Source organism: Collinsella sp. CLA-ER-H7, assembly GCF_040092345.1.
GTDB lineage: Bacteria > Actinomycetota > Coriobacteriia > Coriobacteriales > Coriobacteriaceae > Collinsella.
The window spans coordinates 99,400-115,496 of the sequence record NZ_JBBNLT010000003.1; the positions used below are offsets into that span (position 1 = coordinate 99,400).

General features: G+C 62.2%; 13 protein-coding genes. 11 read left to right on the top strand and 2 right to left on the bottom strand.

Annotation, left to right across the window (positions count from 1 at the left end):
- Positions 1–459: 459 nt before the first annotated feature.
- The 7 genes from bilR to AAAX75_RS02865 all read left to right on the top strand — a co-directional run bounded on the left by bilR (position 460) and on the right by AAAX75_RS02865 (position 9,223).
- Positions 460–2,490: a bilirubin reductase, long form gene (bilR, locus tag AAAX75_RS02835; RefSeq protein ID WP_349091017.1), complete on the top strand. Its 2,031-nt coding sequence runs from the start codon at positions 460–462 to the stop codon at positions 2,488–2,490.
- Between the two features lie 449 nt (positions 2,491–2,939).
- Positions 2,940–3,335 (top strand): transposase, encoded by a 396-nt coding sequence (locus AAAX75_RS02840; RefSeq protein ID WP_349091018.1) that lies wholly within the window; start codon positions 2,940–2,942, stop codon positions 3,333–3,335.
- A gap of 285 nt (positions 3,336–3,620) precedes the next feature.
- The gene (locus AAAX75_RS02845; protein ID WP_349091019.1) at positions 3,621–6,503 is read left to right on the top strand and encodes a proton-conducting transporter membrane subunit; all 2,883 of its coding nucleotides are present in this window, start codon (positions 3,621–3,623) and stop codon (positions 6,501–6,503) included.
- A gap of 12 nt (positions 6,504–6,515) precedes the next feature.
- The gene (gene nuoB / locus AAAX75_RS02850; RefSeq protein WP_349091020.1) at positions 6,516–7,070 is read left to right on the top strand and encodes an NADH-quinone oxidoreductase subunit NuoB; all 555 of its coding nucleotides are present in this window, start codon (positions 6,516–6,518) and stop codon (positions 7,068–7,070) included.
- Positions 7,070–7,780 carry an NADH-quinone oxidoreductase subunit C gene (locus AAAX75_RS02855; protein ID WP_349091021.1) on the top strand — a complete coding sequence of 237 codons (711 nt, stop codon included), beginning with the start codon at positions 7,070–7,072 and terminating at the stop codon, positions 7,778–7,780. The genes nuoB and AAAX75_RS02855 overlap by 1 nt, the downstream gene beginning before the upstream one ends.
- Before the next feature lie 5 nt (positions 7,781–7,785).
- A complete protein-coding gene (locus AAAX75_RS02860) occupies positions 7,786–8,874 on the top strand; it encodes a nickel-dependent hydrogenase large subunit (RefSeq protein WP_349091022.1) in 1,089 nt (362 codons plus the stop codon).
- A gap of 7 nt (positions 8,875–8,881) precedes the next feature.
- Positions 8,882–9,223: a 4Fe-4S dicluster domain-containing protein gene (locus AAAX75_RS02865; protein WP_349091023.1), complete on the top strand. Its 342-nt coding sequence runs from the start codon at positions 8,882–8,884 to the stop codon at positions 9,221–9,223.
- Positions 9,224–9,780: 557 nt separating this feature from the next.
- On the opposite strand, the gene AAAX75_RS02870 is transcribed toward AAAX75_RS02865, so the two are convergent.
- Both AAAX75_RS02870 and AAAX75_RS02875 read right to left on the bottom strand, forming a co-directional pair.
- Positions 9,781–10,410: a response regulator transcription factor gene (locus AAAX75_RS02870; RefSeq protein ID WP_349090619.1), complete on the bottom strand. Its 630-nt coding sequence runs from the start codon at positions 10,408–10,410 to the stop codon at positions 9,781–9,783.
- Positions 10,407–11,552 carry a histidine kinase gene (locus AAAX75_RS02875; RefSeq protein ID WP_349091024.1) on the bottom strand — a complete coding sequence of 382 codons (1,146 nt, stop codon included), beginning with the start codon at positions 11,550–11,552 and terminating at the stop codon, positions 10,407–10,409. The genes AAAX75_RS02870 and AAAX75_RS02875 overlap by 4 nt, the downstream gene beginning before the upstream one ends.
- Before the next feature lie 210 nt (positions 11,553–11,762).
- On the opposite strand from AAAX75_RS02875, the gene AAAX75_RS02880 reads away from it, so the two are divergent.
- The 4 genes from AAAX75_RS02880 to AAAX75_RS02895 all read left to right on the top strand — a co-directional run bounded on the left by AAAX75_RS02880 (position 11,763) and on the right by AAAX75_RS02895 (position 16,096).
- Positions 11,763–12,701 (top strand): ABC transporter ATP-binding protein, encoded by a 939-nt coding sequence (locus tag AAAX75_RS02880; RefSeq protein WP_349091025.1) that lies wholly within the window; start codon positions 11,763–11,765, stop codon positions 12,699–12,701.
- A 9-nt stretch (positions 12,702–12,710) separates the two neighbouring features.
- Complete coding sequence (locus AAAX75_RS02885) at positions 12,711–13,898, top strand: ABC transporter permease (RefSeq protein WP_349091026.1); 1,188 nt, start codon at positions 12,711–12,713, stop codon at positions 13,896–13,898.
- Complete coding sequence (locus AAAX75_RS02890; protein ID WP_349091027.1) at positions 13,885–15,090, top strand: ABC transporter permease; 1,206 nt, start codon at positions 13,885–13,887, stop codon at positions 15,088–15,090. The genes AAAX75_RS02885 and AAAX75_RS02890 overlap by 14 nt, the downstream gene beginning before the upstream one ends.
- Before the next feature lie 292 nt (positions 15,091–15,382).
- Positions 15,383–16,096 carry an ABC transporter ATP-binding protein gene (locus AAAX75_RS02895; protein ID WP_271731181.1) on the top strand — a complete coding sequence of 238 codons (714 nt, stop codon included), beginning with the start codon at positions 15,383–15,385 and terminating at the stop codon, positions 16,094–16,096.
- Position 16,097 lies beyond the last annotated feature (1 nt).

Genomic DNA, 16,097 nt, shown 5'->3' on the forward strand with positions numbered 1-16,097 from the left:
GACCTGCGCCGATGCCCCCAACGTGGACACACATTTTGTCCTATAAGCCGCTAAGTGTTACAGATCGAGATGTTTCGGCAGGACGGTCTTCGTTTGTCTAAATCTGTAACACGAGGGACGGATTTTGCCGAGTTGTTGTTATAGATTGAGATTTTCTAGCAGGCGGGTTTGGTTTGTCTCGATCTGTAACAGGTAGGGGTCAAAAGTGGGTCTAGCTGTTACAGATTGAGATTGTTGAGGTTGGGTCGAGGGGAATATCTCGATCTGTAACAGTAAGACCCGGTTTTGCCGCGTAACTGTTACAGATTGAGACAAGCCGACGGGCCGCCCCGCCCATCCCCATCCACCTGCCGCTACCTGCTGTCCGCCGATTTCCGTTGCGCTGTTGTATTCCCATGCCATATCCTCTAGACAACTACGCGGCACCATCGCCGCCGCGCCTACAAGAGAGGAATGTCCATGACCGCACCTGCATCCAAGCTGCTCCAGCCCATTACGGTTGGCCCCCTTGAGCTCAAGAACCGCATTATGTTCCCGCCGCTTACCACCGGCTACGAGGAGCGCGACGGCTCCATTGGCGAGCGCAGCCTGGCTTTTTACGAGCGCCTGGCCCGTGGCGGCGTGAGCTACATCGTCATCGGCGACGTCGCTCCCGTCATGACCGCAAGCCCCACGCCCAAGCTGGCGACCGACGCTCAGATCCCCACGTTTAAGGCCCTGGCCGACGCCGTCCACAAACACGGCGCCAAGGTCGCGCTGCAGCTGTTCCACCCCGAGTACGACGTGCCCGGTGTCGGCCGCATGGTCATGGGATCCATGGCTGCCGCCAAGGCCGCGCAGGAGGCCAAGGCCGCCGGCGACGAGGAGACCTTTGCCGCCAAGATGGCCGAGTCCAACGAGATCCGCAACCAGGCCTACGCCAAGCTGCATCACGACATGCAGCACTTTGTGAACGAGGCGAGCGTAGAGCAGCTCACCCAGATTAAGGAGGCCATCGCTGCCTCGGCCGCTCGCGCACAGCAGGCCGGCATCGACGCCATCGAGGTCCACGGCGACCGCTTGGTGGGTTCGCTGTGCTCGGCCATCCTCAACCAGCGCACCGACGAGTACGGTGGTTCGTTCGAGAACCGCGTTCGCTACGCGCTGGAGGTCGTCGCTGCCATTAAGGAAGCCGCGCCGCAGCTGATGGTGGAGTACAAACTCCCCGTGATTATGGAGAACCCCGACGGCACGCCGCGCGGCAAGGGCGGCCTGCAGCCCGACGAGGCCTGCGAGTTTGCCAAGCTGCTTGAGGGCGCGGGCATCGACATGATCCAGGTCGCACAGGCCAACCACACCGGCAACATGGGCGACACCATTCCGCCCATGGGCGCCATGCCCTACAACTGGACGCTGCCCGTGGCCGAGCGCGTCAAGGCCCTGGTCTCCGTGCCGGTGGCAACCGTGGGCCGTGTTGTCTCGGTCGAGGCCGGCGAGAAGATTCTGGAAGACGGCGCGGCCGACATCATCGCCTACGGCCGCTCGCTCATGTGCGACCCCGACATTGCGCTGAAGGCCGCCACGGGTGAGCCCATCCGCGAGTGCCTCAACTGCAACAAGGGTTGCGTCGACGCGATTCAAAACCGCAAGTACATTTCGTGCGTGCTCAACGCCGAGAACGGCGACGAGGCGACCATCGCCATTAAGCCGGGCGAGGGCGACAAGAAGATTGCCGTGGTGGGCGGCGGCATCGCCGGCCTGGAGGCCGCGCGCGTGGCGGCCAAGCGCGGCTACGACGTGACCGTTTACGAGGCGAGCGACCATCTGGGCGGCCAGATTGTGCTGGCGGCCGCGCCCCCGCGCAAGGACGAGATCATGCGCTCGGTCGAGTATTACGAGAAGATTCTGCCCGGTCTGGGTGTGAAGGTTGAGCTCAACCATGCCGCTACCGCTGAGGACCTCAACGCCGCCGACGCCGCGATTGTGGCTGTGGGCGCACACGACGTGGTCATTCCCGTTCCGGGCGCCGATTCGGACAAGGTCGTCTCGAGCTGGGACGCGCTGGCCGGCAAGGTGGAGCTTACGGGCCGCGTCGCCGTCATTGGCGGTGGCCTGGTGGGCACCGAGACTGCCGAGTACCTGCTGCAGCACGGCTGCGAGGTGGCGATCGTGGAGATGCTCGACAAGATTGCCGCGGGCGAGTCCGAGACCATTCTGCCGCTGATCATGAGCGACTTTGCCGAGCACAACGTGGAGCAGCACGTGAAGACCCGCCTGACCGCCATTACCGACGAGGGCGTGGAGGCTGTTCACACCACCGAGGACGGCGCCGAGGAGCCGGTAAAAATCGCCTGCGATTACGTGGTGATGGCCGTGGGCTCCAAGGCCAACGCGTTTGACTTGGATGGCGTGACGGTGCCCGTGACCCGCGTGGGCGACTGCTCGGGCGAGCGCACCGCCGACATTGCGAGCGCCATTCGCACGGCATATCACGCGGCCAACGAGCTGTAGTTGAACATCGCGGCCAGGCGGGGCGGTAGCACGGATCCGTCTCGCCCGGCTGTGTCCCGTCGGGTGTCAACCGGTGCGGGGCCTGCAAGCGCAGCAGGTCCCGCCCTTTTTGTTTTGCTCCGGTGGATAGCAATGCGAGGTAATCATGAGGAGTGAGGACGTCTACTGCCTTGCGGATCACTCAAAATTATTGGGGGAGGGGTTAATAACCATATCCTCTATACCAAAGGACATAAAGAGATGCCAATTTTGTTGACAAGCGAATGACGATTAGCTGCGAGTCAGCTACCAGCGTAAATAATCGATAAAGAAATGTCGTAATTTGGTGCCAAATGCCCAGATAACGCCGCGTCTACTTTAATTAACTGCTTTGAGCAAACAGTAAAATGCTACTATCTAACTTGCACGTAAGAAAGCAGATTAACGGTTAAGGCTAAGAAGTGGCAGGTATGTCGGAAGCAACTAGGACTCGCACGCATGCGCCCGAGGTTAGGCAGCGCGCCATCGAGATCCTCCAAGAGGGGGTCGGTCATCGCGCCCTCGCCGCGGAGCTTGGCATTCCCCAGGCCACGGCTCGTCAGTGGGCCCGCGCGTATGCCGTGGGCGGTGCCGACGCCGTTCTCAATGCCGGTTCGCATCATCACACCTACTCGTACGACGTAAAGCTCGCTGTGGTTAAGGACCGTCTGGAAAACGGCTTGACGGTTCGCGAGGCCATGATCAAGCACAAGATTCCCAGCGAGTCTTCGGTCAAGGCTTGGTGCCGTCAGTACCGCGAGAGCGGTGAGGCCGCACTGGTCGATAAGCCGCGCGGTCGCAAGCCGCGCGTTAAAAAGGCGGAATAGCAAACGGGATGGTGCGCCCACAGGGGCGCATTTTTCTTGCTGCGCCAACTTTTTGGACCGGCGCGAGCCTGTCGGGACATCCTCCAACGTGGCCAATAAACTGCACGCAGTGGCCCGCGCGCCTGTCGCTGCGATAGGGGAGCGTCGCCTCTCTGCTCCAAAGCGGACGCGCCCTTGCCCCGTACGCCTAAAACTCCCCAGTTGACCGAAAACCTGCCGCCGCTGCTCCTCAATTGAGCTATAACGTTAAACAATTGCAGCGTTTTTGCATGGGGGAGTGATGGTATGACGCTACTGTATGTCCTTACCCTGTTTCCGCTGGTACCGGCGCTGGGCATGCTGCTCGCGCGCGGTGACCGCGCCCGCGATGCGGTGGGGCTCATAGGTTCCGGCATTATTATGGCGGTGACAGTTGTAGTCGCCGTCATGTTTTTTGGCACGGGTCCGCAGAGCTTTGAGGTTGCCCCCGGCACCTCGCATGTGCTCTCGATCATCAGCTCCGCCATCGACGTGATTCTGTGCGCCGTCATCCTGTACAACGCGCGTAAATATAAGAGCACGCTCACCACGGTGCTCGGCGTGGTGCAGCTGGTGGGCTCGCTCGCCTTTGCAGCCATGACGCTGCCCGCGGCCGAGGCCGTCACGGCGACGCCGCTCTACCTGGACTACATGAGCGTGATCATGGTCCTCGCCGTCGGTATCGTCGGCAGTCTAATCTGCGTGTATGCCCTGGGTTACATGAAGGACTTCCAGGCCCATGACGAGCACGAGGCCGCGCTGCGCGGGCAGACCGCGCCCGACCGTCGCCCGCAGTTCCTGGCGCTTATGTTCCTGTTCCTCTCGGCCATGTTCGTCATCGTGACGAGCGATAACCTTGAGTGGCTGTTCTGCGGCTGGGAAATCACCACCGTGTGCTCGTTCCTCATGATTGGCTACACGCGCACGCCCGAGGCCATCAAGAACGCCTTCACCCAGATCATCCTCAACATGCTGGGCGGCATCGCGTTTTTGGCCGGACTCATGTACCTGCACGTTAACGGCATGCCGCTGACCATCTCGGGCATGATCGAGCTTTCCGGCGCCGGAACCGCGCAATCCGCGCTGCTGGTGATGCCGGTCGTTCTGCTGTCGCTCGCCGCCCTTACCAAGGCCGCGCAGATGCCGTTCCATACCTGGCTGCTCGGCGCCATGGTTGCCCCCACGCCCACGAGCGCCCTGCTGCATTCGTCCACCATGGTCAAAGCCGGCGTGTTCCTAATGGTCAAGCTGAGCCCGCTCTATGCCATCTATCCCGTGACCGGCTTTATGGTTACGAGTGTGGGTGCCATCACGTTTTTGCTCGCGGCCCTCATGGCCATCTCGCAGAGCAATGCCAAGCGCGTGCTCGCGTTCTCCACCATTTCCAACTTGGGTCTCATCAGTGCCTGCCTGGGTGTCGGCGCGCCCGAGGCCGTATGGGCGGCCATCTTCCTGATCTTGTTCCACACGGTGGCTAAGTCGCTGCTGTTCCTGTGCGTAGGCACCGCCGAGCACCATATCGGCAGCCGCAATATCGAGGACATGGACGGCATGTTCAGCCGCATGCCGCACCTGACGCGTCTGATGATGCTGGGCATTATGGGCATGTTTGTGGCGCCGTTTGGCATGCTCGTGTCCAAGTGGGGCGCCCTGGTGGCGTTTGCGCAGACCGGCAACGTGCTAATGATCATGGTACTTGCCTTTGGCTCGGCCGCGACGTTCTTCTTCTGGGGCAAGTGGCTTGCCAAGCTTTCGGGCGTCGACCCCACGGCTCAAAACGTTGAGGCCAATGTCCATAAGACCGAATGGATGGCCCTCAACACCATCGCCGCGCTGCTGATTCTGTGCTGCGTGGCGTTCCCGGTTATCTCGAGCGGTCTGGTGTCGCCTTACCTCGCCATGGTGTTTGGCCGCGTGCCGTACGTTATTGGCAAGGACGCCATGTATCTGATGGTGGTTATCGTGGCTTTTATCGCCGTGGTGCTGCTGACTTCATTCCGCGTGAGCAACAAGCCGCACGTCAACGTGTACCTTTCGGGTGTGGGAACCGACAAATATCGCCATTTCCGCGGCTCGATGGGACACGAGGTGAAGGCCGAAAAGCGCAATTGGTACTCGGAGGACGCCCTTGGCGAGAAGCGTATTGGCCCCGCGGGCAGCGTCGTGTGCTGCAGCATTATCTTGTTTGCGCTGCTGTGTTGCGCGTGGATTGGGCCCGAGCGGCTTGCCATGAGTGCGCCCTCGGTGCTGCGCGGTAAGTATTTCGAAGGCTCGGGCGTCGTGGGCATATTTATTGGTACCGTGGTGTTTGCCCTGCTGGCGCCGCTTGTGGGCGGCCTGATCGACGGTCTTGACCGTAAGCTTTCGGCTCGCATGCAGGGCCGCGTGGGCCCGCGCCTGCTGCAACCCTTCTACGATGTGGCCAAGCTCCTGCGCAAGGCCCCCGCCAGCGTAAACACCATGGACGACACCTACATGGCGTGCGCGCTCATCTTTACCGTGGTGGGCGGCGGCATCTTTGTGTCGGGCTCCAACACACTGCTGTGCGCCTTTATGGTGACGCTCGCCGCGATCTTTGTGGTGCTGGCGTCCGCCTCGACGCAAAGCCCGTTTGCCCAGGTTGGCGCCGATCGCGAGCTGCTGCAGGTCATGAGTTACGAGCCCGCCGTTCTGCTGATGAGCGTGGGCCTGTACCTTGCCACCGACAGCTTCGATTCCATCGCCGTGACGGGGCAGTCGGTCCCCATCATCGTGTACAGCGCACCCATTTTCCTCGCGTTGCTCGCGGTGCTTACCATCAAGCTGCGCAAGTCGCCGTTTGACCTTTCGTACTCGCATCACGCGCATCAGGAGATCGTCCAGGGCGTCGCCACCGAGATGAGCGGCGGCACGCTGGCCAAGATGACCCTTATGCACTGGTGCGAGACCGTGCTGTTTTTGATGTGGGTGGGCATGTTCTTTGTTTGGGACAACCCCGTGAGCTGGGTTGTAGCCCTGGTCGTGATGGCCGCGACGTATTTTGTCGAGGTCCTGATCGACAACACCTTCGCACGCAGCACCTGGCGCAGCTGCTTTAGGCTCGGATGGGGCGTGGCGCTGGTGTTTGGCCTGCTCAACCTTATGCCCATCCTCGTCGACGTATTTATTTAGGAGGCGGCATCCATGGATCATAAAATGTCGCGCTCGCCGTGGGTTATTCATTACGACGGTTCGAGCTGCAACGGATGCGATATCGAGGTGCTGGCCTCGCTCACGCCGCTGTTCGATGCGGAGCGCTTTGGCGTGGTCAATACCGGCAACCCCAAGCATGCGGATATCTTTTTGGTGACGGGGTCGGTCAACGCGCAGAATCTGCCCGTCGTGCGCCAGATTTACAACCAGATGCTCGAGCCCAAGTGTGTGGTGGCCTGCGGTATCTGCGCGTGTTCGGGCGGCGTGTTCCGCGATGCCTATAACGTAATCGGCGGCGTGGACCGCGCGATTCCCGTGGACGTGTACGCGCCCGGGTGCGCCATTCGCCCCGAGACGGTGATCGATGCCATCGTGGAGGCGTGCGGCATCCTGGACCAGAAGGAGGCCGTGATGCGCGCCGGCGGTGACCCGCTTACCGTGGGCGGCGCTTCTACCTGGGATGGCGGCGTTGAGCTGGGCGAGGACGGGTTTGTGGCTGCTGCGGAGGCCGGCGACGCGACCGCCGCTGCAAAGGAGGCCGAGTAATGCAAAAGGCTATCTATACCACCGTCGGGATTGACGAGCTCCTGCCGCATGTCCAGGCGCTCAAGGGCGTCGGCGCGCGCTTTGTGCAGATGCACGCCGAGCGCAACGTCGACGACGGTACGTATCGCTTGGTCTATACGTTTATCAACGTTCGTGCTGCTCAGGAGCATATTGCGCAGGACGGCAGCTATGCGATTGAGAACCTGGTGGTTGAGGGCATCGACCAGTACCAGGAGATTCCGTCCATCAGCTCGTATTACCCCGCGGTATTCCCGTTTGAAAATGAGGCCCACGACCTGTTTGGGCTTGCCATCACCGACATGCAGGTCGACTTTAAGGGCTTTTTCTACCAGGTTTCGACTGCCGAGCCCATGAGCGTTATCACGCCCGAGGTGAAGGCCGCGCGCGAGAAAGCCATGAAGGTCCGTGCTGCCGCCGAGGCCAAGGCGCGCAAGGCCGCGGCCGAGAAGGCCGTCGCTGCCGCGGCTGCTGCAGGGGAAGGCGCTGGCGATGCTGTGGGCGCTGCCGTCGCTCAGCCCGCTGCGGCTGCCGGCTCCGATGCCCAGCATGACGATGCCGCTGCCAAGGCCGCGCTCAAGGCTGCCGAGATGGAGGCAAAGCTCGCTGCCATGGATCCCGAGAAAGCGGCCAAGGTCCGCGCGGCGCTTGCCGCCAAGGTCGCCCGCGACAAGCAGAAAAAGGAGGCGTAAGGTCCATGGCTCATCGCTCCGTAATTCCGTTTGGCCCGCAGCACCCGGTGCTGCCCGAGCCGCTTCATCTGGACCTGGTGATCGAGGATGACCGCGTCATCGAAGCAATTCCGCAGATCGGCTTTGTGCACCGCGGACTCGAGAAGCTCACCGAAAAGCGCGATATGCATCAGTTTGGCTACATCGCCGAGCGCATCTGCGGCATCTGCGCCGTGGGCCATAGCTGTGGCTACGCCAGCGCCTGCGAGCGCATGCTCGGCATCGAGGTGCCTGGTCGCGTGCAGTATATCCGCACCATTCTGCATGAGCTTTCGCGCATTCACTCGCACCTGCTGTGGCTGGGCCTGCTCGCCGATGCCTTTGGCTTTGAGGCGCTGTTCTATCGTTCGTGGACGCTGCGCGAGCAGATTCTCAAGATCTTTGAGAGCACTTGCGGCGGTCGCGTGATTCTGTCGATTAACGAGATCGGCGGCCTTAAGCACGATATCGAGGACTCCGAGCTGGCGGGCATTGTCCAGACGCTCGATGCCATGCGTCCTGACTACGAGGCCCTGGTGCATACGTTTGTGGACGACAACAGCTGCGGCGAGCGCCTGCATGGCGTGGGCGTGATTAGCAAGAAAGACGCGCTGGAGCTTTCGATGGTCGGTCCGTTTGGGCGCGCATCGGGCGTGGATTACGACGTGCGCATGTTTGACGACGGTGCCTATGCGGACTTGGCTGCGTTTGAGCCGATTGTTGCCACCGATGGCGACTGTTATGCCCGCTGCCAGGTGCGTTGTGCCGAGGTTACGCAGGCCATGGACATTATCAAGGAGCTTGTCGGCAAGATTCCGCACGACGGTATCGGCGGGCGTACCAAGCTCACGCCGGCCGACGGCGCGCGCGGCGAGGTTGTGATTGAACAGCCGCGCGGCGAGGCATATTACTATGTGCGCGGTAACGGTACCAAGAACCTGGACCGTTTCCGCGTGCGCACGCCGACGTCGCAGAACCTGGCTGGTCTGACGCATGCGCTGCAGGGCGTGCTCCTTGCCAACGTGCCCATGATTATCCTGACCATCGACCCCTGCATTAGCTGCACGGAAAGGTAGGCGCGGCATGAGTTTACTGACATTTGCCAAGACGGCCTTGGGCTCTATGGTCAAGCAGCCGGTAACGGTGTGCTATCCGCAGGAGAAGCTCGCGGCACCCGAGCGCCTGCGCGGGCATATCGTTAACGACATGAACGTGTGCATCTGCTGTGGCATGTGCGCGCGCCGCTGCCCGGCGGGCGCACTCGCGGTCGATCGCAAGGGCGGAACGTGGTCGATCGACCCGTATGCCTGTGTGGTGTGCGGCGAGTGCATCGAGAGCTGCCCCAAGCACTGTCTGAGCATGGACACCGCCCGCACTCCAGTTGCGGCGAACAAGACTCCCACGGTAGAAACCAAACCGGAATAACTCTGGACTGGGGCTGGTATAGCGCTGGGATAGGGCCGGTGGGGCAAAACTGCCCCACCGGCCCCGCGCTTAAACGCGCGGTTGTACCGCCACGAACAAAACCATGCCGGATTACGGGGCTGGATAGCGAACCTCCGACCATACAGAAAATTGCAAAAACAAAACCGCAGGTAGATAGCCTGCGGTTTTCATGAAAAGCGGTTATGGTCGGGGGTATCGAGTTAAACGTAGTAGATGGGCCGATTTCGTGGCGGGCGCCGTCGGCCGATCTCCGCGGGCGGAGGAAAACGGATCATTTTGGTCCCGCGAGACTTGCGGAGGCGCTCGTGCAGGGCCGCCCGAACAAAACAATGCCGGTTTACGGGGCTGAGTCACGAGCCCTCAACCATGCCGATATCCGTGAAAATAAAACCGCAGGTAGATGGGCTGTCATTTTGCAGAAAATGAGGCTATGGATGAGGGCTCCGACTTTTGCCCCGTAATCCGACATAGTTTTGAAATGGCATTAAATCGGTAGCAACTATTTTTCTTTGCCGGGGCGGTCGGTCTTCGGGCAATTACCCCCGCAGGTAGGCGATGGCGATCTGCGTGCGGTTGCGCAGACCCATTTTGGCAAGGATCGAGCTGATGTGGTTGCGCACGGTGCCTTCGCCCATATAGGCGGTGGCAGCGATCTCCTTGTTGTCGAGGCCGCGGGCGATGAGCTCGGCGACTTCGAACTCGCGGTCGGTCAGGCTGGCAAAGGCGGCGGGCCGGCGGGTCGCGCCGGCCTCGACGTCCGCCCCATCAAAGTTGATATCCTCGATCGCCTTACCCTCGAGCACGCGTTTGCCGTCCATGACCTGCGCCAACGCTGGCGGAATGGCGGCGACATCGGTTTTGATCAGATAGCCGCGGGCACCCAGTTTGAGCGCCGACACAATGTACTCGTCATCCGAGAATGTCGTCAGAAACACCACGCGCGCCGCAGGGTCGCGCTCGAGGATCTCGCGTGCCGCCGAAAGGCCGTCGCGCTCCGGCATCTGAATGTCGAGCAGTGCGATATCGGGTGCGTGCTCGGCGTAGAGCGCCAACGCATCGTTGCCGTTGGCGCCGGTGCCCACCACCTCGATCTGCGGCTGGGCGCCCAGGATAATCTTGAGCGAATCGACCACCAAGCGGTCGTCGTCGACAACGATGAGCCTCATCGGTCCTCATCTCCTTGCTGTTTGGGAACGGTGGCAAACACGCGCCAGCCGCCGACGCCGGCGCGCGGACCGGCGGTGAAGGTGCCGCCAAGCGCCTCGATGCGCTCGCGCATGGAGGCGAGCCCCATGCCCTCCGCGGCGCCACGGCCGATTGCTTGGACCCCGCCCACGCCATCGTCGGTAACGATGAGCTGGTAAAACGACGGATGCTCCATGCACCGTACGGTGACAGTATGGGCGCAAGCGTGGCGCATGGTGTTGGAGAGCGCCTCGCGCAGGACCGCCGTAAAGCAGTTCGCGACGTTTGCGGGCGCATGTTCGGTCATAACTTCAAGCTCAATCTGCGGGCCACCGTCCGAGCGCGCGCCTTCAACAATGCGTTCGAGCTGCACGGAAAGGTCGACGGCGTTGTCGTTGAGCGCGTGGACGCTGGTGCGCACAAGCTGGAGCGCCTCGTCAACCGTGCGTTTGACGTCGGCGAAATCGGCGGCGACGCCGGGCTCGTCGGCATGGACCACGCGCAAGGCTTCGGCCTGCAGTGAGGCGCGCGTGAGCTGGTGGCCCACGTTATCGTGGATTTCGCGCGCGATGCGGGCGCGTTCGGCGAGCGTCGCGAGCTCGACTTCGTAGTCCTGGCGGTCGGCGAGGTCGCGGTTGCGTGCCTCGAGTGCCAGGGCGCGTTCTTGCAGCTTGTCGCGGGTGCGACGCATGCGTTCCTGTTCGCGCTCCAGCTGGGCTGTGCGCAGTGACAACAAGGTGGCGGCAACCGAAAGGATAGCGGTCAGCAGAAGCGTTCGGGAGGTGAGCGCGCCGCCGCGAAGGTCCGCGACAAGCGCAAAAGCAAAGACGGAGCCAATGCCCAGCGCGACCCAGGCGTGTTCGCGGCGCACGCGTCGCGCGATGTCATAGAGAGCGAGAGGTGCAAACGGCACAAACGGCGGCACGAAGACAGCCGCGATGATGTAAACGTAACTCGCGGCCTCGCTTGTGCGGCGCGTGCGTTCCTCCTGTACGACCTCGGCCAGCGAGGTGGCAATAACGCCAAGGCAAAACGCCGCGACCAGGCGAGCGTCCACAGCAAGACCCATGGCGGCCGCAATACAGCACGCCAGCACGATCGATTTGTCGAAAAGCCTGTTCATACGGGTATTGTACGCGAAGGCGCGCGCGGTGGAGGGGCTGCCTGCGCAACCGTGACATTCCTCCCGCGCGGCAAAGCGGCGTCGATCGCTCGCGCGAGCGGGGGTTTCACCTCTGCCCCCTCGCACTCGTGACAAAGCTCACTGGTGCGCGCCGTCCGCTCCTGCGATGATGCAATCGTACCGGGCCGCAATCAACAGAAGGGCCGCCTCATGACAGACATCGTCCACGTCGAAAACCTCGTCAAGCGCTACGACGATCTTATCGCGCTCGACCACTTTAACCTGAGCATCGCCCCCGGCGAGATCTTTGGCCTGCTGGGCCCCAACGGCTCGGGTAAGACCACGTCCATCAACTGCATCCTGCAGCTGCTTGCCTACGACAAAGGCAGCATCGAGCTGTTCGGCGAGCCCATGACGCCCGCCCGCTACGACCTCAAGCGCCGCATCGGCGTGGTGCCGCAGCAGGTGGCGGTGTTCGACGAGCTCACCGTGCGCGAAAACATCGACTATTTCTGCAGCCTTTACGTTAGCGACCGCAAGCGCCGCCGCGCGCTGGTGGACGAGGCGATCGACTTTGTCGGCCTGGGCGACTTTACCAAGTTCCGCCCCGGCAAGCTCTCGGGCGGCCTGGCGCGTCGCCTCAACATCGCCTGCGGCATCGCGCACAAGCCCGAGCTGATCTTTTTTGACGAGCCCACGGTGGCGGTCGACCCGCAGAGCCGAAACGCCATCCTGGAGGGCATTTGCCGCCTGCGCGACGAAGGTGCCACGGTGGTGTATACCAGCCATTACATGGAGGAAGTCGAGCAAATCTGCAGCCGCATCATGATCATGGACGGCGGGCGCGTGCTGGCGCAGGGCACCAACGACGAGCTCAAGCGCATGATCCAGATGGGCGAGAAGATCGTGATCGAGGTCGGCGAGGTGCCGAGCGCGGCGCTCGGTGCCGTCGCGAGCCTGCCGCATGTCCTGGATCTGTCGGCGACGGCAGGCCAGCTCACGTTTTCGTGCGAGGCGAGCCCGCATAACCTGACGGACATTCTCGATGCGCTGCGTTCGCATGACGTGGCGCTCGGCCGCATTTATTCCGAACCACCGACCCTCAACGACGTGTTCCTCGAGATCACCGGCCGCGAGCTGCGCGACTAGGGGGCAGTCATGTTCAACACCATCATCACTACGGTCAAGACGCTGCTGCGCCGGCCGAGCACGTGGGTTTGGGGCGCTCTCTTTCCCATCGCGCTTTCCACGATGTTTATGTTTATGTTTGCGAACCTCAGCTCCGACGGCAAGATCGACCCGGTGCCAGTGGCTGTCGTAGCGGATGAGGCCTGGGACGCCTCGACCTTTAAGGATGCGGCGGCTTCGCTTGCCAAGGAAGGCGACGATCAGCTGCTTGAGATCTACGAGCTCGACGACGCAGCCGATGCGAACCGTGCGCTCAAGGCCGGTGAGGTCGCGGGTATCTATACGGTCGACGCTGCGGGCACGCCCAAGCTCACACTGCTTTCGAGCTACGACAGCTCGCGCGCATCATCGGTGCTCACCGATCGCAGTATCCTGGAGACGGTGGCAAGCTCGTATACACAAAATGCCGAGCTCATGTCCCAGATTGCCCAGGACAACCCGGCGGCGCTCGCCGACCCGGAGGCGGTTGCGCGCGCTCTGTCGCTCGAGGGCGGCACCCGCCGCGTAAGCCTGACACGCACCACGCCCGATGGCACGGTCATCTACTATTACGCGCTCTTTGGCCTGGTGGCGATGATGTCTGCCGAGTTTGCCGCCTTGAGCGTCGTCGATCTGCAGCCCAATCTGTCGGGCCTTGGCGCGCGCCGCTGCGCGGGTGGTCTTTCCAAAACGGCGTCGCTGGCCGGTATCTTTGTGGGCTCGTGGCTGGTCTCCTTTGCCTCGATGGCGATCGCGATCGGCTACGTGCGTCTGGTCGTGGGCGTCGACTTTGGCGGGCGCGAGGGGCTGTGTTTGGTGGGCGGCGCCGCTTCCGCGCTTGCCGCCACGGGCTTGGGACTCTTTGTGGGCACGCTTCCCGTTAAGGGCGGCAAGGCGTCCAAGTCTGGCATCCTCACGGGCTTTGCCACTACGTGCGCCCTGTTCGCCGGCCTCTACGGCGAGCCAGCGATGGCGCTTGCCGACGACGTCGCCCGCGCCTGCCCGGCTGAGTGCTGGCTCAACCCCGTCAAGCTTATCTGCGACATGTTCAACCGCCTGTATTTCTTTGAAGACTTGGGACCTTTTGCCGTTCGCGCCGGCGCGCTGGTCCTCATGACGCTGGTGTTTGTCGCCGCCGCTACGCTGATCTTTGGAAGGAGCCGCTATGAGCACCTTTAAGACCGCGCTTCGCATGGCGCTGGCGCACCCATTCTACCTGCTCATCTATACGGTGTTCATTTCGCTCATGGGCGTATTCATCGCGGCCTCGGTGAGCTGGAACTCGTCGCAGCTCACCGAGTACAAGCCCTACGATGCCAACGTGATCGTGGTCGACCGCGACGGCAGTGATCTTTCACGTGCGCTCACCAAGCATCTAGGTTCGCGTTTTGACCTGGTCATGGGCGTCGGCGACGACACCTACGACCTTGCGGACGCGCTCTCCAAGAGCAACAGCGCCAAGGGCAGCGCCGACTGCGTGTTCTTTATCCCGGAGGGGTTTGAGGACGACCTCGTTGCAGCTGCCCGCGTGGGGGAGTCCCTGCCCAAGCTCGATGTGACCTACGGTGCCGGCACCATGGCGGCGGCGCTTTCGTCTGCCGAGGCCTCGCGCTGGATCTCGCTCGCGGGCGCTGCGGCGGCGCTTGAGCCCGCTGCTTCTAACGGCGACGTTGCCAAGGCCGCCGAGCATGCCGCTGCAAAGCGCGCGGAGGTCCAGATCGAGCAGGTCAAGGTCGGCTCGACTGCTGCCGCCACGCTCGAGTCGTACTTCAACTTTGGCGCGTACGCGATTATCTCGTCGGTCATCGTGTCGGTGGGACTGGTGTTCTCGGGCATGAACGAGCCCGAGCGCGTGCGCCGCATGGATGCCAGCCCGGTCTCCGAGCGTCAGCGTTCGCTTGCCGTGTTTGCGGCCGCCGCCGTGCTCACCGTCTGCATTTGGCTCGTGTCGAGTATGATGGGCGTCGTGGGCTTTGCCGGCGCGGTTGCCGAGGTCGGCGCGGGTCGTGTGTGTCTGGCGCTGGCAGCGACGTTTGCCCTGGCGTGCACGCCGCTGGCCGTTGGCTTTGCGTTGTCGAGCCTGGGTGCGCGCGAGGAGCTGCTCAACGGTGTGGGCAACTTACTCGGCATGCTCATGACGTTTTTGGGCGGTGCCTGGATGCCGCTGTCGCTCATGGGCTCGGCCGTGCAGACCGTGGCGCACTTTGTGCCGACATATTGGGTGAACGATGCGATCAGCAAGGCACTTGCCTCGGATCTGACGTCTGCCGTGCTGAGCGACATCGCCTGCGATCTGGGCGTCACCGTGCTCTTCGCCGCCGCCATCGCCGCCGTAGGCCTAGCCCTCTCGCGCACCAAATCCCGCGCCTAGCCACCTAGTCATCGGGTACTCATTGGGGACAGACTTAAACGACTAGTCATTGGGGACAGTCTTTGCCGATCGGCTGTTTTGCCGGCTGGGTTGGCAAAGACTGTCCCCAACTGCCGGTAGGAAAGGAACGTCCCCAACTGCCGGGTGGCGAAAGAGTGCCCCCAACGACTAGTCGTTTAAGAACGTCCCCAATGACTAGTCTGAAATAAAATCCAGGCCTCGCTCCAAAATAGTTCGCCAAGGTTTACTATTACGATCATAAAGTAGCAATAGGCTAACAATGGGGGATAGCATGGCGACGAAGCAAGCCTACGTCCAGGTCAAGGGGCTCAAGAAGCACTACGGCGATGGAGATGCACGCCTGACGGTGCTCGACGGCATCGACACGTCCATCAACCGCGGAGAGATCTGCGTCATGCTGGGGCCTTCGGGTTCGGGCAAGTCGACGTTTCTTAACCTGATCGGCGGCCTGGAGGATGCCGACGGCGGCTCCATCATGGTGGACGGCTGCGACCTCACGGTGCTCAAGCCTACCGACCTGGGCGAGTATCGCCGCCGTGAGCTGGGTTTTGTTTTCCAGTTCTACAACCTGGTGCCCGATCTCACCATCAAGGAGAACATCGAGGTCACGGCGCACCTGTCCAAAAACCCGCTCAATGTCGACGACCTGCTGCGTTCGCTGGGCCTCTACGAGCACCGCAACAAGTTCCCGCGCCAGGTCTCGGGCGGCCAGCAGCAGCGCTGTGCCATCGGCCGTGCGCTCGTCAAAAACCCGGGCCTGCTGCTGTGCGACGAGCCCACCGGCGCGCTTGACTACAAGACGTCCAAGGAAATCCTGCAGCTCATGGAGGATGTCAACCGCACCTACGGCTGCACCATCATCATTGTCACCCACAATGCCGCCATCGCGCACATGGCCAATCGCGTGCTGCGCCTGCGCGACGGGCACATCGTCGAGGATGAGCTCAACGAGTCGCCCGTTGCGGCCGCCGAGCTCGATTGGTAGG

What these genes read in the sequence shown, in the direction of transcription:
- bilR (WP_349091017.1), top strand. Translation starts at nt 460, where the DNA reads ATGACCGCACCTGCATCCAAGCTGCTCCAGCCCATTACGGTTGGCCCC.
- AAAX75_RS02840 (WP_349091018.1), top strand. Translation starts at nt 2,940, where the DNA reads ATGTCGGAAGCAACTAGGACTCGCACGCATGCGCCCGAGGTTAGGCAG.
- AAAX75_RS02845 (WP_349091019.1), top strand. Translation starts at nt 3,621, where the DNA reads ATGACGCTACTGTATGTCCTTACCCTGTTTCCGCTGGTACCGGCGCTG.
- nuoB (WP_349091020.1), top strand. Translation starts at nt 6,516, where the DNA reads ATGGATCATAAAATGTCGCGCTCGCCGTGGGTTATTCATTACGACGGT.
- AAAX75_RS02855 (WP_349091021.1), top strand. Translation starts at nt 7,070, where the DNA reads ATGCAAAAGGCTATCTATACCACCGTCGGGATTGACGAGCTCCTGCCG.
- AAAX75_RS02860 (WP_349091022.1), top strand. Translation starts at nt 7,786, where the DNA reads ATGGCTCATCGCTCCGTAATTCCGTTTGGCCCGCAGCACCCGGTGCTG.
- AAAX75_RS02865 (WP_349091023.1), top strand. Translation starts at nt 8,882, where the DNA reads ATGAGTTTACTGACATTTGCCAAGACGGCCTTGGGCTCTATGGTCAAG.
- AAAX75_RS02870 (WP_349090619.1), bottom strand. Translation starts at nt 10,410, where the DNA reads ATGAGGCTCATCGTTGTCGACGACGACCGCTTGGTGGTCGATTCGCTC.
- AAAX75_RS02875 (WP_349091024.1), bottom strand. Translation starts at nt 11,552, where the DNA reads ATGAACAGGCTTTTCGACAAATCGATCGTGCTGGCGTGCTGTATTGCG.
- AAAX75_RS02880 (WP_349091025.1), top strand. Translation starts at nt 11,763, where the DNA reads ATGACAGACATCGTCCACGTCGAAAACCTCGTCAAGCGCTACGACGAT.
- AAAX75_RS02885 (WP_349091026.1), top strand. Translation starts at nt 12,711, where the DNA reads ATGTTCAACACCATCATCACTACGGTCAAGACGCTGCTGCGCCGGCCG.
- AAAX75_RS02890 (WP_349091027.1), top strand. Translation starts at nt 13,885, where the DNA reads ATGAGCACCTTTAAGACCGCGCTTCGCATGGCGCTGGCGCACCCATTC.
- AAAX75_RS02895 (WP_271731181.1), top strand. Translation starts at nt 15,383, where the DNA reads ATGGCGACGAAGCAAGCCTACGTCCAGGTCAAGGGGCTCAAGAAGCAC.